At 64.3% G+C, this 24968-nt stretch carries 23 protein-coding genes and 1 tRNA gene; 17 read left to right on the top strand and 7 right to left on the bottom strand.

Going from position 1 to position 24968, the window contains the following annotated elements; genetic code table 11:
- Positions 1 to 2: 2 nt before the first annotated feature.
- Together HNS34_RS16845 and HNS34_RS16840 are read left to right on the top strand one after the other, a co-directional pair.
- Complete coding sequence (locus HNS34_RS16845) at positions 3 to 1139, top strand: RsmB/NOP family class I SAM-dependent RNA methyltransferase (protein WP_172321265.1); 1137 nt, start codon at positions 3 to 5, stop codon at positions 1137 to 1139.
- A 107-nt stretch (positions 1140 to 1246) separates the two neighbouring features.
- Positions 1247 to 3556, top strand: coding sequence for a hybrid sensor histidine kinase/response regulator (locus HNS34_RS16840; protein WP_172321264.1), 2310 nt, complete (start codon positions 1247 to 1249; stop codon positions 3554 to 3556).
- Positions 3557 to 3563: 7 nt separating this feature from the next.
- On the opposite strand, the gene HNS34_RS16835 is transcribed toward HNS34_RS16840, so the two are convergent.
- Entirely contained in the window at positions 3564 to 4157 is a 594-nt protein-coding gene (locus HNS34_RS16835; RefSeq protein WP_172321263.1) for a gamma-glutamyl kinase, read from the bottom strand.
- Positions 4158 to 4341: 184 nt separating this feature from the next.
- On the opposite strand from HNS34_RS16835, the gene recA reads away from it, so the two are divergent.
- The 3 genes from recA to HNS34_RS16820 all read left to right on the top strand — a co-directional run bounded on the left by recA (position 4342) and on the right by HNS34_RS16820 (position 8507).
- Positions 4342 to 5409 carry a recombinase RecA gene (gene recA, locus HNS34_RS16830; protein ID WP_172321262.1) on the top strand — a complete coding sequence of 356 codons (1068 nt, stop codon included), beginning with the start codon at positions 4342 to 4344 and terminating at the stop codon, positions 5407 to 5409.
- 143 nt (positions 5410 to 5552) lie between these two features.
- Positions 5553 to 8213: an alanine--tRNA ligase gene (gene alaS, locus HNS34_RS16825; RefSeq protein ID WP_172321261.1), complete on the top strand. Its 2661-nt coding sequence runs from the start codon at positions 5553 to 5555 to the stop codon at positions 8211 to 8213.
- Between the two features lie 3 nt (positions 8214 to 8216).
- Complete coding sequence (locus HNS34_RS16820; RefSeq protein WP_172321260.1) at positions 8217 to 8507, top strand: DUF1330 domain-containing protein; 291 nt, start codon at positions 8217 to 8219, stop codon at positions 8505 to 8507.
- A 10-nt stretch (positions 8508 to 8517) separates the two neighbouring features.
- Here HNS34_RS16820 and HNS34_RS16815 read toward each other — a convergent pair whose 3' ends face one another.
- Positions 8518 to 8976, bottom strand: a complete 459-nt coding sequence (locus HNS34_RS16815; protein ID WP_214647518.1) for an Lrp/AsnC family transcriptional regulator — start codon at positions 8974 to 8976, stop codon at positions 8518 to 8520.
- A gap of 136 nt (positions 8977 to 9112) precedes the next feature.
- On the opposite strand from HNS34_RS16815, the gene HNS34_RS16810 reads away from it, so the two are divergent.
- Positions 9113 to 9316 carry a DUF6356 family protein gene (locus HNS34_RS16810; protein WP_172321259.1) on the top strand — a complete coding sequence of 68 codons (204 nt, stop codon included), beginning with the start codon at positions 9113 to 9115 and terminating at the stop codon, positions 9314 to 9316.
- Positions 9317 to 9476: 160 nt separating this feature from the next.
- Here the strand turns inward: HNS34_RS16810 and HNS34_RS16805 are convergent, their stop codons facing one another.
- The 5 genes from HNS34_RS16805 to HNS34_RS16785 form a co-directional block, all read right to left on the bottom strand.
- On the bottom strand, positions 9477 to 10697 hold the full coding sequence (locus tag HNS34_RS16805) for an NADP-dependent isocitrate dehydrogenase (RefSeq protein ID WP_172321258.1): 1221 nt from the start codon (positions 10695 to 10697) through the stop codon (positions 9477 to 9479).
- Between the two features lie 68 nt (positions 10698 to 10765).
- Entirely contained in the window at positions 10766 to 12970 is a 2205-nt protein-coding gene (locus HNS34_RS16800; protein WP_172321257.1) for an NADP-dependent isocitrate dehydrogenase, read from the bottom strand.
- 144 nt (positions 12971 to 13114) lie between these two features.
- The gene (locus HNS34_RS16795; protein ID WP_172321256.1) at positions 13115 to 13687 is read right to left on the bottom strand and encodes an HD domain-containing protein; all 573 of its coding nucleotides are present in this window, start codon (positions 13685 to 13687) and stop codon (positions 13115 to 13117) included.
- Entirely contained in the window at positions 13680 to 13904 is a 225-nt protein-coding gene (locus HNS34_RS16790; protein ID WP_172321255.1) for a hypothetical protein, read from the bottom strand. The genes HNS34_RS16795 and HNS34_RS16790 overlap by 8 nt, the downstream gene beginning before the upstream one ends.
- Before the next feature lie 10 nt (positions 13905 to 13914).
- A complete protein-coding gene (locus HNS34_RS16785; protein WP_172321254.1) occupies positions 13915 to 14568 on the bottom strand; it encodes an alpha/beta hydrolase in 654 nt (217 codons plus the stop codon).
- A 189-nt stretch (positions 14569 to 14757) separates the two neighbouring features.
- On the opposite strand from HNS34_RS16785, the gene iscR reads away from it, so the two are divergent.
- The 11 genes from iscR (at position 14758) to HNS34_RS16730 (ending at position 24895) form a co-directional block, all read left to right on the top strand.
- Positions 14758 to 15219 (top strand): Fe-S cluster assembly transcriptional regulator IscR, encoded by a 462-nt coding sequence (gene iscR / locus HNS34_RS16780; protein WP_172321253.1) that lies wholly within the window; start codon positions 14758 to 14760, stop codon positions 15217 to 15219.
- Positions 15220 to 15367: 148 nt separating this feature from the next.
- Positions 15368 to 16417 carry a cysteine desulfurase family protein gene (locus tag HNS34_RS16775; RefSeq protein WP_172321252.1) on the top strand — a complete coding sequence of 350 codons (1050 nt, stop codon included), beginning with the start codon at positions 15368 to 15370 and terminating at the stop codon, positions 16415 to 16417.
- 46 nt (positions 16418 to 16463) lie between these two features.
- Positions 16464 to 17984: a Fe-S cluster assembly protein SufB gene (gene sufB, locus HNS34_RS16770; RefSeq protein WP_172321251.1), complete on the top strand. Its 1521-nt coding sequence runs from the start codon at positions 16464 to 16466 to the stop codon at positions 17982 to 17984.
- Positions 17985 to 18081: 97 nt separating this feature from the next.
- Positions 18082 to 18975: an FkbM family methyltransferase gene (locus tag HNS34_RS16765; protein WP_172321250.1), complete on the top strand. Its 894-nt coding sequence runs from the start codon at positions 18082 to 18084 to the stop codon at positions 18973 to 18975.
- 53 nt (positions 18976 to 19028) lie between these two features.
- Entirely contained in the window at positions 19029 to 19784 is a 756-nt protein-coding gene (gene sufC, locus HNS34_RS16760) for a Fe-S cluster assembly ATPase SufC (protein WP_172321249.1), read from the top strand.
- On the top strand, positions 19784 to 21082 hold the full coding sequence (gene sufD, locus HNS34_RS16755) for a Fe-S cluster assembly protein SufD (protein ID WP_172321248.1): 1299 nt from the start codon (positions 19784 to 19786) through the stop codon (positions 21080 to 21082). The genes sufC and sufD overlap by 1 nt, the downstream gene beginning before the upstream one ends.
- Before the next feature lie 5 nt (positions 21083 to 21087).
- On the top strand, positions 21088 to 21600 hold the full coding sequence (locus tag HNS34_RS16750) for a YIP1 family protein (RefSeq protein ID WP_172321247.1): 513 nt from the start codon (positions 21088 to 21090) through the stop codon (positions 21598 to 21600).
- Positions 21597 to 22178, top strand: coding sequence for a YIP1 family protein (locus HNS34_RS16745; RefSeq protein ID WP_172321246.1), 582 nt, complete (start codon positions 21597 to 21599; stop codon positions 22176 to 22178). The genes HNS34_RS16750 and HNS34_RS16745 overlap by 4 nt, the downstream gene beginning before the upstream one ends.
- Positions 22179 to 22188: 10 nt before the next feature.
- Positions 22189 to 23409: a cysteine desulfurase gene (locus HNS34_RS16740; protein WP_172321245.1), complete on the top strand. Its 1221-nt coding sequence runs from the start codon at positions 22189 to 22191 to the stop codon at positions 23407 to 23409.
- A 209-nt stretch (positions 23410 to 23618) separates the two neighbouring features.
- Positions 23619 to 23695: transfer RNA gene (locus HNS34_RS16735), tRNA-Arg, on the top strand.
- 153 nt (positions 23696 to 23848) lie between these two features.
- Entirely contained in the window at positions 23849 to 24895 is a 1047-nt protein-coding gene (locus HNS34_RS16730) for a DUF6538 domain-containing protein (RefSeq protein WP_235952785.1), read from the top strand.
- Positions 24896 to 24968: the final 73 nt, after the last annotated feature.

Genomic DNA, 24968 nt, shown 5'->3' with positions numbered 1-24968 from the left:
CCATGACGCCGGGGGCCCGCATCGCCGCCGCGATCGAGGTGCTGGACCGCTGGCAGGCGGGGGAGCCCGCCGAAAAGGCGCTGACCACCTGGGCGCGCGGTGCGCGCTATGCCGGATCGAAGGACCGCGCCGCGATCCGCGATCATGTCTATGACGTGCTGCGGCGGCTGGAAAGTTGCGCCGCTCTGGGGGGCGGGCGTGACGCTCGGGCGTTGATGATCGGGCTTTGCCGGATGCAGGGGCAGGAGCCGCAGGCGCTCTTTACCGGCGGCTATGCGCCCGATCCGTTGACGGAGGTTGAGGTGCGTGTACCGGAGGTGGATCCGGATGCGTGGACGGATGTGCCGGACTGGTTGCAGGGGCGGTTGAAGGACGCATTGGGGGACAGCGCCGAAACCGTGATGGTGGCGATGCGGGACCGCGCGCCCCTCTACCTGCGGGTCAATGCGCGGAATGATGTGTTGGTTCAAGAACGTCTTGCAAATGATGGTATAAAAACAGAATATATGCCTCTGAAAGGCGCGTTGAAAGTCGTCGGAGGCGCGCGCCGGGTCAGGCAATCACAACCCTATCTCTCCGGTCAGGTCGAGGTGCAGGACCTCTCGCCGCAACGGGCCGTGGCGATGATCGACTGGCCGCAATCCGGTCGGATCCTGGATTATTGCGCGGGCGGTGGCGGCAAGGCGCTGGCCATCGCGGCCCGAAGCGATGCCGCGATCCATGTGCATGATGTGAACCCGGCCCGGATGCGGGACATCGCGCCGCGCGCGGAAAGGGCGAAGGTCACGCTGCACCCCTTTGATAACACGCTGAAATACGATGTCGTTCTGACCGATGTTCCCTGTTCCGGCAGCGGCACCTGGCGGCGCGACCCGGAGGCGAAATGGCACCTCGCGCCGGAGCGGCTGGACGATCTGACCCAGATTCAGGCGCAGATCATGGATGAGGCGGCGGTACTGCTGCGTCCGGGCGGGCAACTGGTCTACATGACCTGTTCGCTGCTCTGCGAGGAAAACGAGGACCAGGTCGCGGCGTTCCTGGCGCGGCATCCGGGCTGGACCCGGACGGCGATGGCACGGTTCGCGCCGCCCGAGGCCTCGGACGGGTTCTTTGTGGCGGAACTGACGCATCCCGGCTGACCCGCCCTGAAATCTGCGCCTTGAGGGGAGAAAATGCAGTGTTCTTAATCGGCAATTAAGAAAATGCCTGCGAAATTGTCCCCACCGAATCGCGTTGGAGGAACAGAGTGGCGGATCAGGCCGTCTTGCCCGGAAAGCAGCCCTTCAGGTTCAGGGTCGGTCCGTCTGCGGGCCTTCTCCTTCTGGCCGCGCTCTGCCTCGGGCTCAGCTTCCTGGCACCGGGTGAGATCTGGCGCATCGCGCTCTATGTCGCGGCCGCCTCGATCACGCTGACAGCGCTGCTCCTTTTTCTGTCCAAGCGCCGTGCGCGGGCGCGCGATCACGCGCTCCTGGTCACGGCAGGCAAGGTCGCGGCGGACGATCCCGTGCCGGTTTTCTGCACTGATGCGGCGGGCGCGATCATCTTTCAGAACCGCGCCGCCGAGGATCGGTTCAAGGACCGGCTGGATCAATCCATGTCGCGCGCCCTGGCCGGCATCATCGCCAATTCCTCCGCCGTCATCTTCCGCCAGGAGGCGGCGCTCGCCCGTGATCGACAGGCCCGCGAAACCGTGGTGACCAAGCGCGGCTCGGTGCGCCTGACCGCGTTTCGCGTCGGCCCCGGTACCATGTGGCGGGTCGATGAAACGGTCGAGACGACGGGGCGCAGCGCCGACTGGATCGGCCTGCCGATGATGGTGGTCAGCCGCAATGACACGATCCTGTCGATGAACGAGGCGATGCGCCGCACGCTCGGCAAGCGGATGCGCGCGCTTGGTGATGTGTTCGAGACGCTGCCGGTGCAGACCGGACAGAAGACGCGGCTGAAAGGGGCTGACGGGTTCTTCGACGCCGTCACCATCGAGTTGCAGGCGGGCGACGGCCGGCGCGAGATCTATGCCCTGCCGGTCACCCTTCTGCCGCTGGAGGACAGCGTCGCCGCCCGCGCCTTCGAGGCCCTGCCGGTGGCGCTTGTGCATATCGCGGGCGACGGACGGCTTCTGGCGGCCAATCCGCAGGCGCAGACGTTGCTCAACCTCGATCCCGGCGCCGATCTGTCGCTCTCGGGCGCGGTCGAGGGGCTCGGTCGTCCGATCAACGACTGGCTCAGCGACACGCTGGAGGAACGCATCCCGGCGCGCCCCGAAATGGTCCGCGCCCGCCTGCGCGATGACGATTGTTTCCTGCAGGTTACCCTCGGCCGCATCACCGGCGAGGGCGATCCGACGCTGCTGGCCGTGCTGCATGACGCGACCGAACTCAAGACCATGGAACAACAATTCGTGCAGAGCCAGAAGATGCAGGCCATCGGCGAACTGGCGGGCGGCGTGGCGCATGATTTCAACAACCTGCTGACCGCGATCACCGGCCATTGCGACCTGCTGCTCCTGCGCCACGACCAGGGCGCGCCGGATTACGCGGACCTCGTGCAGATCAACCAGAACGCCAACCGCGCGGCCAGCCTCGTGGGCCAGCTTCTGGCCTTTTCGCGCAAGCAGACGATGCAGCCCGAGATCCTCGACCTGCGCGACACGATGTCGGACCTGACCCATCTGCTGAACCGTCTTGTCGGCGAGCGGATCCGGCTGCATCTGGATCATGATCCGGGCCTCCTGCCGATCCGGGCCGACCGGCGGCAATTGGAGCAGGTCTTGATGAATCTGGTCGTCAACGCCCGCGACGCGATGCCCGAGGGGGGCGATATCCATGTCGAGACGCGCGTGGTGCATCTCGCCGAGCCGCTCTTCCGGGATGAGGCGACGGTGCCGCCGGGCCAATACGTGACGGTCGAGGTGCGCGACGAGGGCACCGGTATCCCGACAGAACAGCTGACCCGCATTTTCGAGCCCTTCTTCACCACCAAGCGCACCGGCGAGGGGACCGGGCTTGGCCTTTCCATGGTTTACGGGATCGTCAAGCAAAGCGGCGGCTTCATCTTCGCCGACAGCCGGCTCGGCGAGGGCACGGATTTCGTGATCTATTTCCCGGTGCATGACCTGCCCGCCCATCCCGAACGCGTGGCACAGGAGGAGGCGCCCGACCCGGTCGCCGAAACCGTGCCGCACCTGCCGGGGGACGGTGTCGTGCTGCTGGTCGAGGATGAAGCCTCGGTCCGGGCCTTCGCGTCACGCGCGCTCAGGATGCGGGGCTACACGGTGGTCGAGGCCGAAAGCGCCGAGGAAGCGCTGGAGAAGCTCGCCGACACCTCCCTCTCGGTCGATGTCTTCGTCACCGATGTCATCATGCCCGGCATGGACGGCCCGACCTGGGTGCGCGAGGCGCTGAAGGACCGTCCCGATGTCAAGGTCGTCTTCGTCTCGGGCTATGCCGAGGACGCGTTCGAGAAGACCGGCGGCAAGGTGCCCAATTCGGTGTTCCTGGCCAAACCCTTCTCGCTGTCGGACCTGACCTCGACCGTGCAGCGGCAGTTGCACTGAGCGCGGATCAGTCGAGACTGCGCCAGAGGTCGAACTCCGCCGCCGCCTCACGTTCCAGCCGCGCCCGCATCGTGTCGCTCAACTCAACCGGACCCTTGGGCGAGACATTGGCGCGCGGCACATCCAGCGCCGTCTCGAGCCGGGTCTCGAAGAAGGCCACCAGATCGGCCATGCGGTCATAGCGAAAAATCCGGTCGACCGCCGGGCGGCCCTTGTCGTCGGTCAGGAAATTGGCCTGGCTGCCGACCTCGGCGAAATCGGGGCGCCTGGGCTCCAGCCAGGCGGCGACGAACTCGTCGAAACCGATGCCTTCGGTCGAATTGGGTTTGCCCGACAATTGCGGCCTTGCGCGATAGCGATACCAGCTGCCGAGCCAATCGACCGGCTCGCGCATCACCGCGACCAGCTCCATCGGGCGCTTGCCGCGCTGTTCGAAAAACTTCGACAGCCGGTTGCGATATTGTTGCGCGGGGACGTGTTTCTGCCCCGGCGGATCGAGGATCGCGGCGCTGGCATGGGGCAGGAGCGCCTGTTCCAGCGCGGTCGTGCCCGTCTTGGGCACCGCCAGCAGCACGATTTTCTGCTTCCAGAACACCAACATGCGTCAAACTCCCCCTATTTCGCGCCGCTTCAACTTTTCCTTAACCCTTCTGGCAAAAAACTGGGTTGCACAAGATTTTACTTGAAATGTTCTACTTTTGGTCTCAAAACGGAGGCAGAACAAGAGGCGAACATGAGCAATCATTGCCGCGGGTCCCGCGGTGTGGAATAAGGACATCAGATCCATGGCAACGGCGAAACTTCTCGATATGACCGACCGCAAATCCGCAGACAAGCAGAAGGCGCTGGACAGCGCGCTCGCGCAGATCGAACGGCAGTTCGGCAAGGGCTCGATCATGAAGCTCGGGGGCGACAACCCCGTCGCCGATATCGAATCGACCTCGACCGGCTCGCTCGGCCTCGATATCGCGCTTGGTATCGGCGGGCTGCCCAAGGGCCGGATCGTCGAGATCTATGGCCCTGAAAGCTCCGGCAAGACCACGCTGACGCTGCATTGCGTCGCCGAGGAGCAGAAGAAGGGCGGCGTCTGCGCCTTCGTCGATGCCGAACATGCGCTGGACCCGCAATATGCCAGGAAACTGGGCGTCGATCTGGATGAGCTTCTGATCAGCCAGCCCGATACCGGCGAACAGGCGCTTGAGATCATCGACACGCTGGTGCGCTCGGGCGCGGTCAGCATGGTGGTGGTCGATTCGGTCGCTGCCCTGACGCCCAAATCCGAGCTTGAGGGCGATATGGGCGACAGTTCCGTCGGGGTCCATGCCCGCCTGATGTCCAAGGCCATGCGCAAGCTGACCGGCTCGATCAACCGGTCGGGCTGCACGGTGATCTTCATCAACCAGATCCGCATGAAGATCGGCGTCATGTTCGGCTCCCCCGAGACGACGACGGGCGGCAACGCGCTGAAATTCTACGCCTCGGTGCGGCTGGATATCCGCCGTACCGGATCGGTCAAGGATCGCGACGAGGTGGTCGGCAACACCACCAAGGTCAAGGTGGTCAAGAACAAGGTCGCGCCGCCCTTCAAGCAGGTGGAATTCGACATCATGTATGGCGAGGGCATCTCGAAGCGGGGCGAGTTGATCGACATGGGCGTCAAGGCCGGCATCGTCGAGAAATCCGGCAGCTGGTTCTCCTATGGCGACGAACGCATCGGGCAGGGCCGCGAGAACGCCAAGACCTACCTCAAAGATCACCCCGAGATCGCGCTCGATATCGAGGACAAGATCCGCGCCGCACACGGGCTGGATTTCGACATGAACGCGGATGATGCGGAGATGTTCGAGGGCTGATGCGGGCCTGACCGATCAGGACGGCAAGGGCGGTCCCGGTGCATCGGGCCGCCCTTTTTGCATGCCCCATGGACAGCGCGGGGGTCGCGGTTTACACCCGGTGCGACCTGCAATTCCGCCTGTAGCAAAGGGGCCCCGCCACAATGGCCAGCCTGAATGACATCCGCTCGACCTTCCTGAATTACTTTGGCGATCAGGGGCATGAGATCGTGCCCTCGTCGCCGCTGGTGCCGCGCAACGACCCGACGCTGATGTTCGTCAATTCCGGCATGGTCCAGTTCAAGAACCTCTTTACCGGCGTCGAGCACCGCGATTACCAGCGCGCCACCACCAGCCAGAAATGCGTGCGCGCGGGCGGCAAGCACAATGACCTCGATAACGTGGGCTACACGGCGCGCCACCATACTTTCTTCGAGATGCTCGGCAATTTCAGCTTCGGCGATTACTTCAAGGAAGAGGCGATCCCCTTTGCCTGGAACCTGATCACGCGCGAATTCGGCATCGACGCCAGCCGCTTGCTGACCACGGTCTACCACACCGATGACGAGGCGTTCGAGATCTGGAGAAAGGTCGGCGTGCCGGAGGACCGGATCATCCGCATCGCCACCTCCGATAATTTCTGGCAGATGGGCCCGACCGGCCCCTGCGGCCCCTGCACCGAGATCTTCTATGACCATGGCGATCACATTCCCGGCGGCCCCCCGGGCAGCCCGGACGAGGATGGCGACCGGTTCATCGAGATCTGGAATATCGTCTTCATGCAGAACGAGCAGTTCGAGGACGGCTCGATGCGCGCGCTGGACATGCAGTCGATCGACACCGGCATGGGGCTGGAACGCATCGGCGCGCTGTTGCAAGGGTCCCATGACAATTACGACACCGACCTGTTCAAGGCGCTGATCGAGGCGTCGGCCAACCTGACCTCGGTCGATCCTTACGGCACGAAGAACGTGCATCACCGGGTGATCGCGGATCACCTGCGCTCGACCTCGTTCCTGATCGCCGATGGCGTGATGCCGTCCAATGAGGGGCGCGGCTACGTGCTGCGCCGGATCATGCGCCGCGCGATGCGACATGCGCATCTTCTGGGCGCCGCCGATCCGCTGATGCACCGGCTGGTTCCGAGCCTCGTCAGCCAGATGGGCCAGGCCTATCCCGAACTTGACCGCGCGCAGGCACTGATCGAGGAGACGCTGCGGCTGGAAGAAACCCGGTTCCGGCAGACGCTGGACCGGGGCCTGAAGCTCCTGGACGAGGAATTGGCCGGGCTGCCAGAGGGCGCGGATCTGCCGGGGCAGGCGGCGTTCAAGCTCTACGACACTTATGGCTTTCCGCTGGACCTGACGCAGGATGCGCTGCGCGAACAGGGGCGGGCGGTCGAAACCGAGGGGTTCGATGCTGCCATGGCCGAGCAGAAAGCCAAGGCCCGGGCGGCTTGGGTCGGCTCGGGCGAAACGGCGGATGCCGCGATCTGGTTCGACCTTGAGGAGGCGCATGGGGCCACCGAATTCCTGGGCTATGACACAGAAACCGCAGAAGGCCAGGTGCTGGCCCTGGTGCGGGACGGGGACGCGCAGGACAAGGCGGGGCAGGGCGACAGTATCGCCATCGTGACCAACCAGACGCCCTTCTATGCCGAGGCCGGGGGCCAGGTCGGCGATACCGGCACGATCCGGACCGAGACGGGCGCGGCCCGCGTCACCGACACGCGCAAGGTGGCAGGCGTCGTGCTGCACCAGGCCGAGGTGACGGAAGGGCAGATTGCAAAGGGCCAGGCGGCGCAGCTGGAGGTCGATCATGACCGCCGGACCCTGATCCGCGCCAACCATTCCGCGACGCACCTGCTGCACGAGGCGCTGCGCCGCGCGCTTGGCGATCACGTCGCGCAGCGCGGGTCGCTGAACGCGCCCGACCGGCTGCGCTTCGATTTCAGCCATTCCAAGGCGTTGACCCTGGAGGAGCTGAAGCAGGTCGAGGCCGAGGTCAACGCCTTCATCCGGCAAAACGGCCCCGTGGAGACCCGGATCATGACGCCCGACGAGGCCCGCGGCCTGGGCGCGCAGGCGCTCTTTGGCGAAAAATACGGCGACGAGGTGCGGGTGGTGTCGATGTGCGCGCTGGACGGCTCGGGCAAGGGCACGGATGGCCGGACCTATTCGCTGGAGCTTTGCGGCGGCACGCATGTGGCGCGCACCGGCGATATCGGCGTCTTCGTGACATTGGGCGATTCCGCCTCCAGCGCCGGTGTGCGCCGGATCGAGGCGCTGACCGGGGCGGCGGCGTTCGACTATCTCAGCGCGCAGGATCATCGCCTGGCCGAGATCGCGCTGGCGCTGAAAACCCCGCCCGCCGAGTTGGGCCCCCGTGTGCAGGGCCTGATGCAGGAGCGTCGGGCGCTGGAGAACGAGGTCGCGCAACTGCGCCGCCAACTGGCGATGGCCGGTGGTGGCGGGGTGGCCCCCGAGGCCGAAAAGATCAACGGAATCAGCTATCTGGCGCAGGTGCTGGAGGGCGTGACGGGCAAGGACCTGCCGGGGCTGATCGACGAGCATAAGGCGCGCTTGGGCGCGGGCTCCGCCGTGCTGCTGATGGCCGATACCGGCGGCAAGGTCGCGGTCGCGGCAGGGGTCAGCGACGACCTGACGGATCGCGTCTCGGCGGTCGATCTGCTCAAGGCGGCGGTGGAGAAGCTTGGCGGCAAGGGCGGTGGCGGACGCCCCGACATGGCGCAGGGCGGCGGCAGGGATATTGGCGGCGCCGAGGCCGCGAAATCCGCCGGGGCCGAAATTCTGAAGGGAGTTTGAGACATGGCAACAGCACTCTGGATCGCGCATGTAACGGTGACGGATGAGGACGCCTACATGAAATACGCAGCACTGGCGACCGAGGCCATCGCGCAGCATGGCGGCACGTTTCTGGCGCGCGGCGGACAGGCCATCCAGAAGGAAGGCCGCGCCCATCCGCGCAACGTCGTGGCACGGTTCCCGTCACTTGAGGCGGCCAATGCCTGCTACGAGTCCGACATCTACCAGGAAGCGCTGAGCCATGCGCGCGGCGCGTCCGAGCGGGATCTTGTTCTGGTCGAGGAACTCGGCTGAGGCGCGCCGCTCAGAGCGGTAGCGAGGTGCTGAGCTTGATCTCCTCCATCACGAAACTGGCGGAGATATCGGCCAGTTCGACCCGCGCGGTCAGGCGCTGATAGAGCCGGTCGTAATCCTCCACATCCGCGACACGGGCGTGGATCAGGTAATCCAGGTCGCCGGTCATCCGATAGGCGGCCAGGATCTCGGGCATCGCGCGGGTGGCGCTGGAAAACCGCGCGCTCCAGTCCGGGCTGTGCGCGCCCGCGCGGATCAGCATGAAGACGGATAGCCCAAGCCCAAGCGTCCCGGGATCGAGCAAGGCGACGCGGGCGCGGATGATGCCGCGCGCCTCCATCGCCTTGATCCGGCGCCAGACGGCATTGCGCGACAGCGCCGCAAGCTCGGCCAGCTGATCCAGCGACAACGTGCAGTCACGTTGCAGCGCGTTCAGGATTTTTCGGTCTGATGTGTCCAGTGTCTCCATGATCCCAAGATAAACGAAACAGCATCCCAAGGAACAGGGGAAACTTCGGGAAAGCAGAGATGTCTTTCCGTCCCTCGCAAGGCATCATGGCGCATGAAATCACCCGCGCGCATGACCTGGACAAGGAGACATCCCGATGATCACCCGCCTATTCACCGACCATCCCGAAAGCGTGGACGAGACCTATCTGGAACATGCGCGGTTTGCGGGCGGGTTTTCCGCCTGGTTGCTCCTGGCGGGGCTGGCGGCCGCGGTCCACGCGGTGTTTCCGTTCCTGTTCGAAAAGACCGCAAGCACGATCATCACGCGCCTGCATGGGCGCATCCACAATCGCGGCTAGGCGCGAGCATTCAACAGGTTGTCCATTCGATCCAGTCCGCGCCGGTTGGCGTTGCCAAGCACCAACCTTGTTCGGAGGGATCGAACGAACATCCACTAGAATGCCGCCCGGAATGATGGCGCGGTTCGATGCAGGCGGGGTGGAGCTTTGCCCGCTCGACCTATGACGAGGCCCCAAGCGCCTTGTTCAGGTTCTCGTCGATCTTCTCCAGGAACCCCATCGTGGTCAGCCAGCCCTGATCGGGGCCGACCAGCAGCGCCAGATCCTTGGTCATGAAACCCGATTCGACCGTGTCCACCACGACCTTTTCCAGCGTCTCGGCGAAGATCATCAGGGCGCTGTTCTCATCCAGCTTGGCGCGGTGCTTGAGGCCGCCGGTCCAGGCGTAGATCGAGGCGATGGAGTTGGTCGAGGTCTGTTCGCCTGCCTGATGCTGGCGATAGTGCCGGGTGACGGTGCCATGCGCGGCCTCGGCCTCGACGATCTTGCCATCGGGGGTCATCAACTGGCTGGCCATCATGCCGAGCGAGCCGAAGCCCTGCGCGACGGTATCCGACTGCACATCGCCATCATAATTCTTGCAGGCCCAGACAAAACCGCCATTCCACTTCATCGCGCAGGCGACCATGTCGTCGATCAGGCGGTGTTGGTATTCGATGCCCTTTTCGTCGAAGGCGGGTTTGAACTCGGCGTCGAAGATCTCCTGGAAGATCTCCATGAACCGGCCATCATATTGTTTCAGGATGGTGTTCTTGGTGGACAGGTATACCGGCCAGCCCAGGTTCAGCCCGTAATTGAAGGACGCGCGGGCGAAATTGCGGATGCTGTCATCGAGGTTGTACATCCCCATGAACACGCCTGCCGAGGGCGCGTCGAACACCTCGCGCTCATCCACCGTGCCGTCTTCGCCCGTGAATTTCATCGTCAGCTTGCCGGGGCCGGGGAACTTCATGTCGGTGGCCTTGTACTGATCGCCAAAGGCGTGACGGCCGATGACAATGGGCCGGGTCCAGCCCGGCACGAGGCGCGGCACGTTCCTGCAGATGATCGGTTGGCGGAAGACGACGCCGCCCAGGATGTTGCGGATGGTGCCGTTGGGGCTGCGCCACATCTTCTTGAGGCCGAACTCCTCGACCCGCGCCTCATCCGGGGTGATCGTGGCGCATTTGACGGCGCAGCCGACCTCCCTGGTCTTTTCGGCGGCGTCGATGGTGATCTGGTCCTCGGTCGCGTCGCGGCTTTCGATGCCGAGATCGTAATAGAGCAGGTCGATATCCAGGTAGGGCGTGATCAGCTTGTCCTTGATGAAGGCCCAGATGATGCGGGTCATCTCGTCGCCATCCATCTCGACGATGGGGTTGTCTACTTTGATCTTGGTCATGGTCCGGCTCTCCCTGATCTCGCCCGCCCCGATCCGGGGACGGGCGGTTTTCATTGCGCTAGCACGTGTCAGCCGATGATGCCATTCAGTGTCGCGCTCGGGCGCATCACCCGGGTCAGTTTGTCGTCATCGGGGTGGTAATAGCCGCCGGTGTCGACGGGCTTGCCCTGCACCTCGGCCAGCTCTCCGGTGATCGCGGCCTCGTTCTCGGCCAGTGCCTTGGCCACCGGGGCGAACTCCTCGGCCAGGGCCGCGTCGTCGGTTTGCGCGGCCAGCGCCTCGGCCCAGTAACGCGCGAACCAGTAATGGCTGTCGCGGTTGTCGGGCTCGCCCACCTTGCGGCTGGGGGACCGGCCATGATCGAGGATGCCCTGCGTCGCCTCCTCGACCGCCTCGCCCAGGACGCGGGCGCGGTCATTGCCCTTCGCATCGGCCAGGAACTTGAAGCTTTCGCCAAGCGCGCAGAACTCGCCCAGGCTGTCCCACCGCAGGTGGTTTTCCTCGTCCAGTTGCTGCACATGCTTCGGCGCCGAGCCGCCCGCGCCGGTCTCGAACAAGCCACCGCCATTCATCAGCTTGACGATCGACAGCATCTTGGCACTGGTCGCAAGCTCCAGGATCGGAAAGAGGTCGGTCAGGTAGTCGCGCAGCACGTTGCCGGTGATGGCGATGGTGTTCTCGCCCTTGGTGATGGTCTCCAGCGACGCGCGGGTGGCCTCGCGCGGGGCCATGATCTCGAAGCGGTCGGCGACGCCTTTCGCTTCAAGGATCGGCTTCACGTAGGCGATCAACTCCGCATCATGGGCGCGGGAGTCATCGAGCCAGAAGATCGACCGATAGCCCGTCGCCTTCTGCCGCTCGATGGCCAGCGCCACCCAGTCTTCAATCGGTGCCTTGCGGGCCGAGGCAGAGCGCCAGATATCGCCGGTCTTGACGTCATGCGAATGCAGCACGGTCCCATCCTCCAGCACCATCTTGACGGTGCCATCCTCGGGGATCTCGAAGGTCGTCGGGTGCGAGCCGTATTCCTCGGCCTTCTGCGCCATCAGCCCGAGGTTCTGCACCGTGCCCGCGGTGGCCGGGTTCAGCTTGCCGTTGGTCTTGAAGAAATTGATGGCCTCGTCATAGACCGGGGCATAGGAATTGTCGGGGATGACGCAGGTGGTGTCATGCTCGTTCCCATCCGGGCCCCATCCCTTGCCGCCGGCGCGGATCAGGGCGGGCATGGAGGCGTCGATGATCACGTCCGAGGGCACATGCAGGTTGGTGATGCCCTTGTCGGAATTGACCATAAACATCGGCGGACGCTCGGCGCGGACCTCTTCGATGGCCGCCATGATTTCCGCGTCGCCCTTGACCCGCTCGAGGAGGTCGCCAAGACCGGAATTGGGGTTTACGCCAAGCTCCGCCATGCGCGCGCCATGGGCCTCGAAGACCGGGGCCAGCCAGGCGCGCACGGCGTGGCCGAAGATGATCGGGTCCGAGACCTTCATCATCGTGGCCTTCATGTGCAGCGAGAAGAGGGTGCCGTCGGATCTGGTCTTCTCGATCTCGTCCTTCAGGAACGCATCCAGCGCGTCGGCGCTCATGTAGGTGGCATCGACCACGGTGCCGGCGGGATAGCTGACGCCCTCATGCAGCACGGTCTCACCAGACGCGCTTTCCAGCACGATCCTGGCGGTGGCAGCCTTGTCCAGCGTGGCGGATGTCTCGTTCGAGAAGAAATCATCGCCGTCCATCGAGGCGACGCGGGTCTTGCTGTCGGACGACCAGTCGCCCATCCGGTGCGGGTTGTTCTGGGCAAAGCGCTTGACGGCGGGGGCGGCGCGGCGATCGGAATTGCCTTCGCGCAGGACCGGGTTCACCGCCGAGCCCTTGAGCTTGTCATAGGCCGCGCGTGCGGCGCGTTCGGCATCGGTCGAAGGCGCGTCGGGATAGTCGGGGATGTCATAGCCCTGGCGCTGCAACTCGGTGACGGCGGCGACAAGCTGCGGCACCGAGGCCGAGATATTGGGCAGCTTGATCACGTTGGCCTCCGGCGTTTTGACCAGTTCGCCCAGTTCCGCCAGATCGTCGGGCACGCGCTGATCCGCGCCGAGCTTGTCCGGGAAGGCGGCGAGGATGCGACCGGCGAGGCTGATATCCTTGGTGCCGATGGAGATATCGGCGGCGGAGGCAAAGCGCTGGATGATCGGCAGAAGCGAGGCGCTGGCGCGCTCGGGCGCTTCGTCGACCTTGGTGTAGATGATGTCGGGGGTGTTGGACTGGGCCATCTGGTCTCTCTCGCTGGTTGGGAGGGATTCGGGTTGCGCGCCTTCTACCGCATCCGGGGCGACCTGCCTAGACGGTATGCGGTTGTATACCAAGTGGCACGCTGTCGCGGGCGCCTTCCCGGCGCACGCGACACCGGGCGTCGGTCAGGACCTGAACCAGGCGCGGATCCTGGGGGCCAGCCACTGCCAAAGGGCGGGCGCGCCGCGCTGGATGGCGGGGGCCACGCGGGCGGTGATCATGTCTTCGGTTACGTCGAAATCGGGCCAGCTGCCGCCATCCGTGGCGAGGTTCAGCACCGGGGGCTGAAACCGGTCCAGCGCCTTGGCGAAGCGGGCGTCAGGTGTCCGGGCGGCCTCGAACTCCTCCCAGAGCGCGCGGAACGCCGCGCCTTGTGCAGGTGGAAGCATCCCGAAGAGGCGGGTGGCGGCGGCCTCTTCCCTTGCGGTCATCGCCGCGACATCGACGCGCCCATGAATGGGCGCATCGCCCGCGTCGATCTCGACCAGATCGTGCAGGATCAGCATCCGGATGACCCGCGAAATATCGACGCCCTCGGGGGCCTCGCCCTCCAGCACCATGGCGAAGAGCGCGATATGCCAGCTATGTTCGGCGCTGTTCTCGTGGCGCGACCGGTCAGTGATGTAGGAGGCGCGATTGACCGATTTCAGCCGGTCGGCCTCCAAGAGGAACGCGACCTGTGCGTCGAGGTCAGTCACCGGATTTGGCTTTGGCGATCCGGGCCTCCAGCCATTTGCGGCCCGCGATCTCGGAGCGGCGGATGCGCACGGAGGTCATGAACGCCTCCTGCAAGGTCATCGAGGAGGCTTTCAGCGTGTTGGACAGCTGGTCGATCAGCCGGTCATCGTCCAGTTCACGTTCGGCCTTCAGCGCGTCCTTGGCCAACTCGTCGGCCAGTTGGGTGACGAAATCCATTCCTGCGGCCTCAGCGCGTGGTTTCGGTCAGGCGGCGGCGGACATAATCCTGAACGCTGCCGATCATCGGATCCATATGCGGATCCTCGAAGAAATGGCCGGCGCCCTCCATCTCCTCATGGGTGATGGTGATGCCCTTCTGTTCGTGCAGCTTGTCGACGAGGATGCGCGTGTCCTGCGGTTTGGCGACCCGGTCGGCCGAGCCGTTGATGATCAGGCCCGAGGAGGGGCAGGGCGCGAGGAAGCTGAAATCATACATGTTGGCGGGGGGGCTGACCGAGATGAAGCCGGTGATCTCGGGGCGGCGCATCAGAAGCTGCATCCCGATCCAGGCCCCGAAGGAAAACCCCGCGACCCAGCAATGCTTGGAGTTCTGGTTCATCGATTGCAGGTAATCCAGCGCGGAGGCCGCATCGGACAGCTCGCCGATACCCTGGTCATATTCGCCCTGGCTGCGCCCGACACCGCGGAAATTGAAGCGCAGAACGGTAAAGCCCATGTTGTGGAACGCGTAATGCAGGTTGTAGACCACGCGGTTGTTCATCGTCCCGCCAAACTGCGGATGCGGGTGCAGGATGATGGCAATCGGCGCGTCCTTGGCTTTTTGCGGGTGGTAGCGGCCTTCCAGCCGGCCTTCCGGTCCTGGGAAGATAACCTCGGGCATCCTTGATCCAACCTCTGATCATGTATCCGATCGGCGCGCCGGGGCCGATTGACGGGCCGGGGCGCGCTATCTAGAATGGTTCCAATATCTGTCCGGTCGAAAACAACCGGCGTTGATCGCAGTTAAGCCGCCTGTCCGCAAAGGTCAATCTTTCGGGCGATCCGGACGGGACGGGGTGGGAGATTTCCGATGAAACTGAGCACCAAGGGCCGCTACGCGATGGTGGCGCTGGTCGATTTGGCCCTGCAGCCGGACGGCGCGCTGTCCTCGCTGTCGGACATCTCGAAACGGCAGGATATTTCGCTGCCCTACCTGGAGCAGCTTTTCGTCAAGCTGCGCCGGGCGGAACTGGTCGAGTCCGTGCGCGGGCCCGGCGGCGGCTACAGGTTGGCGCGCCCCGCGACCGAGATCCGCGCGGCGGATGTGCTGGCCGCCGTGGATGAAACGGTGAGCGCGCTGCATACCGGGGCAGGGGCCTCGGGCGGGGCGTCGGGCAGCCGGGCGCAGAGCATGACCAACCGGCTGTGGGAGGGGCTGTCGGCGCAGGTCTATGTCTTCCTGCACCAGGCACGGCTGTCGGATGTGGTGCAGAACGACCTGATGCCATGCCCCGCCGTCCCCTCGATCCTGCAGGTGGTGGACGAGGAGTGAGGGCGCGTGATCCAGCGGCGCCGCTGACGCGGCAAGACGTTTCTGGTGCGGGTGGAGAGGTGAGCCCCTTGGGATCGACGCCTGTGCGCGTGGCGGAGGTCGGAGCCTCCGGCGGAGGTATTTTTGGCAAAATGAAACTGGGGCGGAAATGACGGGCGGGCGGGTGTATCTGGACTGGAACGCGACGGCGCCCTTGCGGGCGGAGGCGCGTGTGGCCATGGCGGCGGCGATGGATGTCGTGGGCAACCCGTCCTCGGTCCATGCCGAGGGGCGCGCGGCCAAGGCGCTGATCGAGCGGGCGCGGGCGCAGGTGGCCGAGGCCATGGGCGCGCAGGCCAGCGATATCGTGTTCGTCTCGGGGGCCACGGAAGGCGCGGCGCTGGCGCTGGCGGGGCGGGGTCTGTCGGGATCAAGCGTCGAGCATGACGCCGTGCGGGCCTGGGTCGCGGAGGATCTGGCGGTCGATGGGGATGGCGCGGTTGCAGTGAGCGACCCGGCCCGATCGGTGCTGCAACTGGCCAATTCCGAGACCGGGATCGTGCAGGGCCTGCCCGGGGGCCTCGCGCTGTCGGACATGACGCAAGGCTTCGGCAAAATGCCCGTGGCATTCGATTGGTCGGGGGTCGAGATGGCGCTGATCTCGGCCCACAAGATCGGCGGACCGAAGGGAATCGGGGCGCTTGTCTTGAAGCGGGGCCTGGATGTAGCGGCCCGGATCAAGGGTGGCGGCCAGGAGATGGGGCGGCGATCCGGCACCGAGAACCTGATCGGGATTGCAGGATTTGGGGCTGCGGCACAGGCGGCCACACAAGATCTGGATGCCGGCCTCTGGGATCAGGTTGCCGAACTTAGAAATATTCTAGAAATGGCTCTGGACCTCGGCGGAAAAGAGACTATTTTGGTCGGGAAAGACGCACGACGGTTGCCCAACACCACCTGCCTGATCACGCCGGGATGGAAAGGCGAGACGCAGGTGATGCAGATGGACCTGGCGGGCTTTGCCATTTCGGCGGGCTCGGCCTGTTCCAGCGGCAAGGTGAAAGCCAGCACCGTCCTGCGCGCGATGGGGTTCGATGAGCGGCAGGCGGGCAGCGCCATCCGCATCTCGATCGGCCCCGCGACGACACGGGAAGAGGTCTTGCGTTTTGCCGACGCCTGGACCGCTGCCCGAAAGAAACACCGGGCGCGTGCCGCCTGAGACCCACGCCGGCACACCCGCCGGACCGACATGAGGGAGCCGAGACATGGCCATAGCCGAAACCGAAGTGCGCGAAGGCGTCGACCGGGAGACCGTGGAAACCGTCCAGGCGATGGGCGGCAAGTACAAATACGGCTGGGAAACCGAGATCGAGATGGATTACGCGCCCAAGGGCGTGAACGAGGGCATCGTGCGCCTGATCTCGGAAAAGAACGGCGAGCCCGAATGGATGACCGACTGGCGCCTGCAGGCGTTCAAGCGCTGGAAGCTGATGGACGAGCCGGAATGGTCCATGCTGCATTATCCCAAGGTGGATTTCCAGGACCAGTATTATTACGCCAAGCCCAAGAGCATGGCCGTGAAACCCAAGAGCCTGGACGAGGTCGACCCGAAGCTGCTGGCGACCTATGAGAAACTGGGTATTCCGCTGAAGGAGCAGATGATCCTGGCCGGTGTCGAAGGGGCCGAGGCCGCGCCCGCCGAGGGCCGCAAGGTGGCCGTCGATGCGGTGTTCGATTCTGTCAGCGTTGGCACCACCTTCCAGAAGGAGCTGGCCGAGGCCGGTGTGATCTTCTGCTCGATCTCGGACGCGATCCGCGATCATCCGGACCTGGTCAAGAAATACCTCGGCTCGGTCGTGCCGATCACCGACAATTTCTATGCCACGCTGAACAGCGCGGTGTTCTCGGACGGCTCCTTCGTCTACGTGCCGCCCGGCGTGCGCTGCCCGATGGAGCTCAGCACCTATTTCCGCATCAACGCGGAGAATACCGGCCAGTTCGAGCGCACGCTGATCATCGCCGACAAGGGCTCCTATGTCAGCTATCTGGAAGGCTGCACCGCGCCGTCGCGCGATACCAACCAACTGCACGCCGCTGTGGTCGAGCTGGTGGCGCTGGAGGATGCCGAGATCAAGTATTCGACGGTGCAGAACTGGTATCCGGGCGATGAGAACGGCGTTGGGGGCATTTACAACTTCGTCACCAAGCGCGCCGATTGCCGGGGCGACCGCTCCAAGGTGATGTGGACGCAGGTGGAGACGGGCAGCGCGCTGACCTGGAAATACCCCTCCTGCATCCTGCGCGGGGATGGCAGCCAGGGCGAGTTCTATTCCATCGCCATCACCAACAACTACCAGCAGGCCGATACCGGCACCAAGATGGTGCATCTGGGCAAGAACACGAAATCCCGCATTGTCTCCAAGGGGATCTCGGCCGGTCATGCGCAGAACACCTATCGCGGGCTGGTCTCGATGCATCCCAAGGCCAAGGATGCGCGCAACTATACGCAATGCGACAGCCTGCTGATTGGCGGCGACTGCGGCGCGCATACGGTTCCCTACATCGAGGTCAAGAACAACTCGGCCCGGGTCGAGCATGAGGCCACGACTTCCAAGGTCGATGATGACCAGCTGTTCTATTGCCGCCAGCGCGGCATGGACGAGGAGGAGGCGGTGGCACTTGTCGTCAACGGCTTCTGCAAGGAGGTGTTGCAGGCGCTGCCGATGGAATTTGCCATGGAGGCGCAGCAACTGGTGGCAATCTCGTTGGAAGGCTCGGTCGGGTAGAAGGGTTTTCGTGAAAACTCTTGGGGGTGGAAAAATCTTCAGGGAAGATTTTTCGCACCCCTCGGGCCGCAACGATTTGGGCAAGGGGCAAGGCTGAATGGGTGAGTTCAACAACAAACGCCGCGCGGTGCTGACCGGGGCGCTGGCCCCTTCGCGCGACATGGCGATTTGCGATGTGGGCGCCAGCCCGCTTTCCGAGCCGCCCTATCAGGGGCTTCTCGATGACGGCTTGGCCCATATCTACGGGTTCGAGCCGAGCCCCGAGCAATTCGCCAAGCTCGACGCCGCGAAATCGGCCCATGAGACCTATTTCTGCGAGGCGGTCGGCCTGCCGGGCGCGCGCATCCTGCATGTCCATCCCGCGCCGGGGTTCACCTCGCTCTTTCCGCTGGATGCCGCCGCCTTGCGCTCCATCGGCAAGGAGGGCTGGATCAACGACAAGATCACCCAGGTGCCGCTCAACCCGGTGACACTGGACACGCTGGCCGAGTTGCCGCCGCTGGACCTTCTGAAGATGGACCTGCAGGGGGCCGAGCTGGAGGTGCTGCGCGGCGGGATCTCCAAGCTGAGCGAGGCGGTCGCCGTCGTCACCGAGGTCCGGTTCCATCGCATGTATACCGATGAGCCGCTCTTTGGCGACCTCGACCTTGAACTGCGCGCGCAGGGTTTCAAGCTGCACAAGTTCCTGTTCACCAAATCGGTGATGATGCCGCATGAGCATGAGGATGCGGTGGTCCGCTCGCGCCTGACCAGCCAGCTTCTGGATGGCGACGCGGTCTATATCCGCGATTGCGACCTGGGCATTGCGCTGTCGGACGATCAATTGATCTTCCTGGCGCTGGCTGCCGACAGTGTCTTTGAAAGCCCCGACCTGGCGCTTTCCTGCATCGACCACCTGATCGCGCGCGGCGCGGCCCCGGCGGATCTGCCCGGAGAGTACATCGCGCATTTCCGCCATCACCAGAGATCGAAATCGAAAGAGGAGGCCTGACGCGGGATCCCGCGCAGCCCCCGGAAATACACGCTCGAAAGAGGAAAGAAAAAATGCTTGAGATCAAGAACCTGCACGTCTCTCTTGAAGAAGAGGATAAAGCCATTCTGAAGGGTGTCGACCTGACGGTCGAGGCCGGCAAGGTGCATGCGATCATGGGGCCGAACGGGTCCGGCAAATCGACGCTGTCCTATGTCCTGTCGGGCCGCGACGGCTATGTCGTGACCGACGGCTCGGTCGCGCTGAAGGGCGAAGACCTGCTGGAGATGGAGCCCGAGGAGCGCGCCGCGGCGGGTCTTTTCCTCGCGTTCCAGTACCCGGTCGAGATCCCCGGCGTCGGCAACATGACCTTCCTGCGCACCGCCGTGAACGCGCAGCGCAAGGCGCGCGGGCAGGAGGAAATGTCGGCGACCGACTTCCTCAAGGAGATTCGCGCCAAGGCGAAGGAATTGAAGATCGACGCCGAGATGCTGAAACGGCCCGTGAATGTGGGCTTTTCGGGCGGCGAGAAGAAGCGCAACGAGATCTTGCAGATGGCGATGCTGGAGCCTGCCATGTGCATCCTCGACGAGACCGATTCCGGCCTCGATGTGGACGCGATGAAGCTGGTCGCCGATGGCGTGAACGCGCTGCGCAGCGAGGGCCGGGGCTTCCTGGTTATCACGCATTATCAACGGCTTCTGAACCATATCAAACCTGATGTGGTGCATATCATGTCGGATGGAAGGATCGTGAAATCGGGCGGCCCGGAGCTGGCGCTCGAGGTCGAGGAAAACGGTTATGCGGATATCCTCGCGGAGGTGGCGTAATGGCACATCCGGCCCAGAAACAAGACCCGCTCGAGGCGCGGCTGGCGGCCCATGCGATGCCCGAAGGTGCGGCTTGGGCGCGTGAGGCGCGCGAGGATGCGCTGTCGCGGCTGCGCGCCATGGGCGGCCTTCCCGGCAAGCGTGACGAGTATTGGAAATTCACCGATCCCACCACGCTGAACCTGCCCGAGCCGCCGCGCGCGCAATGCTTCGCCACCGATGAAAGCGCGCCGTTCTCGGAGATTGACCGGCTGCGCATCGTCTTTGTCGATGGCGTTTTCGATGCCGAGGCCAGCGACGACCTGGCCCTGGAAGGCGTCGAGATCGAACGTCTGTCAGACGCGCAGGCACGCGACATCCATTGGGCGAGGGACGCCTATGGCGTGCTGGAAACCCGTGGCCAGACCCCGGTGGCCCGCGCCCATGCCGCGCTCAATACCGCGCTGGCGCAGGATGGTGTCGTGATCCGCGTGACCGGCAGGCCCTCCAAGCCGATCAACCTGACTTATCTCCATAAATCAGAGGTTTCCGATGCGATCCTCCACCATCTGGTGAAGGTTGAGCCGGGGGCGGAGGTCACGATCCTCGAAAACGGACCCGCCGCGGCGCGCTTTTCCAAGGTGATGGAGGTCGAGGTCGCCGATGATGCCCGGTTCCACCATATCCGCCTGCAAGGCCGCGACCATGAACGCCGCGCCGCCACGCATATGTTCGCCCGGCTTGGCGCACGCTCCAGCTACAAGAGCTTCACCATGACGGTGAACGGTGTGCTGACGCGCAACGAACAGGTGGTGGAGTTTACCGGCAACGAGGCCATTGCCCATATCGCGGGCGCCGCGCTTGGCGATGGCAAGGACGCGCCGTTTCATCATGACGACACCGTCTTCGTCACCCATGACGCGACCGATTGCGAAAGCCGGCAGGTCTTCAAGAAGGTCGTGCGCAACGGCGCCGAGGGCGTGTTCCAGGGCAAGATCCTGGTCAAGAAGGACGCGCAGCGCACCGATGGCTACCAGCTGAGCCAGGCGCTGCTGCTGGATGACAATGCCAGCTTCCAGGCCAAGCCGGAACTGGAGATCTACGCCGATGACGTGCAATGCAGCCACGGCTCCACCACTGGCGCGATCGACGAGGAGGCGCTGTTCTACCTGCGCTCGCGCGGGGTGCCCGAGGATGAGGCGACCGACCTTCTGGTGCTGGCCTTCCTGGCCGAGGCCATCGACGAGATCGAGGACGAGAGCCTGCGCGCCGATATTCTGACCCGGCTGCAAGCCTGGCTGGACCGACACCGGGGGTAATCGACGTGGCTGTCACCGCCCAGATCCTGCGCACATACAGGCACCCGCGTCGCGTGATGCGAGGCTTGATGGCGTCGTCGCTGCGCGATGACCGGCCCGAGGCGCGGGGGCTGGTCTATGTCATGCTGGGTTGCCTGATCATCGCGATCAGCCATGTTCCGACGCTGATCTCGGTCGAGGCCGATCTGGTCGGCGACGCACCGCTTGAGGCGCGGCTTGGCATCGCGTTTTTCGGCTGGCTCTTCGTGGCCCCGCTGCTGCTCTACGGTCTGGCGATGCTCAGCCACATTCTGGCCCGCGTGGTGGGCGGGCAGGGCACCGGCTTTGCCGCGCGGCTGGCGCTTTTCTGGACGGTTCTGACCGTCTCGCCGCTCTTCCTCGTCCGGGCGCTGGTCACGCTGGCCAATGACGCCACACCCGTCTTCGCGGTCGAGGCCGCCGTCGCGCTGGCCTTCGTGGTGATCTGGTCGGCCTGCCTGATCGAAGCGGAAGCCGCGCCTCAAGGGGCCGCATCATGAACGGTTTGCTCAACCCTGTCGTCCTGCTGCGCCTCGCGCGGCAGACCATCAGCGATCCCAAGGGCGGGGCCGCCTTCATCCTCGGGCTGCGCTTGCCGATGCCGGTGCTGTGGCAGTTCTTCTTGCTGCAACTGGTGCTGTCGGCGATCCTCAAGATCATTGTCTTCGAGGTCTATCCCGACCCCGAGGCCGCGATGAGCAGCGCCACCGCGATCAGCTTCACGATTGTCGAGGGGATCATCGGCATCGTCCTGACGGTGATGATCACGCAGGTCGGGCAGCGCTTTGGCGGCACCGGCGATTTCGCGGGCGCGCTGGCGCTGGTCGTCTGGCTGCAATTCATCCTTCTGCTGGTCAGCCTGGTCCAGCTTGTCGTGCTCATGATCGTGCCGCCCGCGGCGGATGTGATCACCCTCTTCGCGCTGGCGCTGTTCTTCTGGCTGCTGGCGCAGTTCATCCAGGCCCTGCACGGCTTCACCTCCATCGGCCGCGTCTTCCTGGGCATCGCGCTCAGCCTGATGGCGCTGGCCTTCGTCTTCAACATCCTGCTTGGCGTCCTGGGCATCCGGGTCGGGTAAGGTTTCCCCCATGTATGACATCGACAAAATCCGCGCCGATTTCCCGATCCTGTCGCGGCAGGTGAACGGGCGGCCGCTGGTCTATCTGGACAATGGCGCCTCGGCGCAGAAACCAAGGGCCGTGATCGACGCCGTGACGCGCGGATATGCCGAGGAATATTCCAACGTCCACCGGGGGTTGCATTACCTCAGCAACCTCGCGACCGAGAAATACGAGGCCGTGCGCGGCACCATCGCGCGCTTCCTGAACGTGGCCAATGAGGATGAGATCGTCTTCACCTCCGGCACCACCGAGGGCATCAACCTGGTGGCTTACGGATGGGCCGCGCCCCGGATGGAGGCGGGGGACGAGATCATCCTCTCCGTCGCCGAACACCACGCCAATATCGTGCCCTGGCATTTCCTGCGCGAGCGACAGGGGGTCAAGCTGGTCTGGGTCGAGACCGATGCGGGTGGCGACCTGGACCCCGACGCGGTGCTGGCCGCGATTACGCCCAGGACCAGGCTCATCGCGCTGACGCATATGTCCAACGTGCTTGGCACCGTGGTGGATGTGAAATCGGTGGTGCGGGGCGCGCATGAGAAAGGCGTGCCGGTGCTGATCGACGGGTCGCAAGCCGCCGTGCATATGCCGGTCGATGTCGATGCCATCGGGGCCGATTTCTATGCCATCACGGGCCACAAGCTCTACGGTCCCTCGGCCTCGGGTGCGGTCCATATCAAGGCCGCGCGCATGGCCGAGATGCGCCCCTTCCTGGGCGGCGGCGACATGATCCGCGAGGTCACGCGCGAGGCTGTCAGCTACAATGACCCGCCGATGAAATTCGAGGCCGGAACCCCCGGCATCGTGCAGCAGATCGGGCTTGGCGCGGCGCTCGATTACATGATGGGCGTGGGCATGGAGAACATCGCCGCGCATGAACAGGGCTTGCGCGATTATGCGCGTGACCGGCTGGCGGGGCTCAACTGGCTGAACGTGCAGGGGCAATCGGCGGGCAAGGGCGCGATCTTCTCCTTCACGCTGGAGGGGGCGGCGCATGCGCATGACATCTCGACCGTGCTGGACAAGAAGGGCGTCGCGGTGCGCGCGGGCCACCATTGCGCCCAACCCCTGATGAGCCACCTCGGCGTCACCGCCACCTGCCGCGCCAGTTTCGGCATGTATAACACGGTCGACGAGGTCGATGCGCTGGTCGATGCGCTGGAACTCTGCCACGACCTCTTTGCCTGACGCCGGTTTCGCCGCCCTCCGGGCGCCGACCCGTGCGGGCCGCCCTGGCGGGCGCCCCCGGGGGTGGCAGGCGCGATCAAAGGCGCACCGCCCGCCCCGGGGCATCTTGCGGCACTTGGATATTTGAAGAACAAAGAAGTTGGGGCCGGGTGCATGCGTGTTTTTGGCATTGCGAGGCGGCAGAGGGCTTTGTATACCCGCGCCTGCATGGACCCTTAGCTCAGCTGGATAGAGCGCTGCCCTCCGAAGGCAGAGGCCAGAGGTTCGAATCCTCTAGGGTCCGCCAATTTCCTATTTTCATCAGCTCGCTCAAGTCTCTGAAATCCATTGGATTATTGGTGATTTCGGTCTTGTCCATGCCTTCCGGATTCATGTCTTGCTATACAATCCGCTCTACAGATCGCTATACCAGAGGGGACAGTAGTATCAGGGGCCGGACATGATCAAACTACGCGGCAAGTCGTATCAGCTCTACAAGCGTGTTCCGCGGCGGTATGCACCGATTGAGTCGCGCAAGTTCGTCTGGTTATCGCTCCATACGGATTCACAGTCGATAGCGCGATCAAAGGCTGACGGTGCATGGGCGCAGATGGTCGAGGCATGGGAAGCCAGGTTAGCCGGTGACACCGCCGATGCTGATAAGCGGTTGGAAGCCGCGAAGGAATTGGCGGCGGTTCGAGGCTTCCGATATCTGGATGCCGGGAAGGTTGCTGATCTGCCGCGCGAAGAGTTGCTGAGGAGGATCGAGGCGGTTTCGATCCGCGATGGTGTGCCTGATCGTATCGACGCGGCGGCTGTTCTTGGCGGTGCGCAGGGCGCAGGGATCACGGTCACAAGGGCGCTTGAGCACTACTGGACGCTTGCCGCCGACAAGACGCTTGGTAAGTCTGAGGACCAGTTGCGCCGCTGGAAAAACCCCCGGATCAAAGCCATCAAGAATTTCGTGGAGGTCGTCGGTGACAAGCCGATAGATCAGATCACCGCTGACGATATGCTCGATTTCCGGCAGTGGTGGCTAGAGCGTATCGAGGGCGGGCTATCGACCAACGCTGCGAACAAAGACCTGATCCATCTTGGCGATGTGCTGAAAACCGTGAACCGCATGAAGCGGCTCAACCTCAGCCTGCCGGTGTCAGGTCTCAGCTTCAAGAAGGGAGAGGCTCGGGTCAGGCCCCCGTTCTCGGTCGACTGGATCAGGGACAGGTTGCTTGCACCCGGCGCGCTGGACGGGTTGAACGATGAAGCTCGGGCGATTGTCCTGGCGATGGTGAACACTGGCGCGCGACCCTCGGAGTTGGCGGCGCTCACACCTGAGTGCATCCGGTTGGATGCCAATTTGCCGCATATCTCGATAGAGGCCGTGGGGCGCCAGCTCAAGACCCAGAACGCCCGCCGGGTCATTCCCTTGCTCGGGGTCAGCCTTGAGGCTCTACGGGCCTTCCCAGGCGGTTTCCCGCGCTATCGGGGATCGTCTGCCGCGCTGTAGCAGTGTCCCAACAGTTGGTGTAACTCCCGCCGGTAGCGCGGGCTGAGCGGAGCCTTCGCATAGCGAAGCGAGG

The organism is Alterinioella nitratireducens (assembly GCF_013155465.1).
Taxonomy (GTDB): domain Bacteria; phylum Pseudomonadota; class Alphaproteobacteria; order Rhodobacterales; family Rhodobacteraceae; genus Alterinioella; species Alterinioella nitratireducens.
The sequence above is the reverse complement of the archived record's forward strand: the minus strand, read 5'-3'. Positions and strand labels throughout refer to the sequence as shown.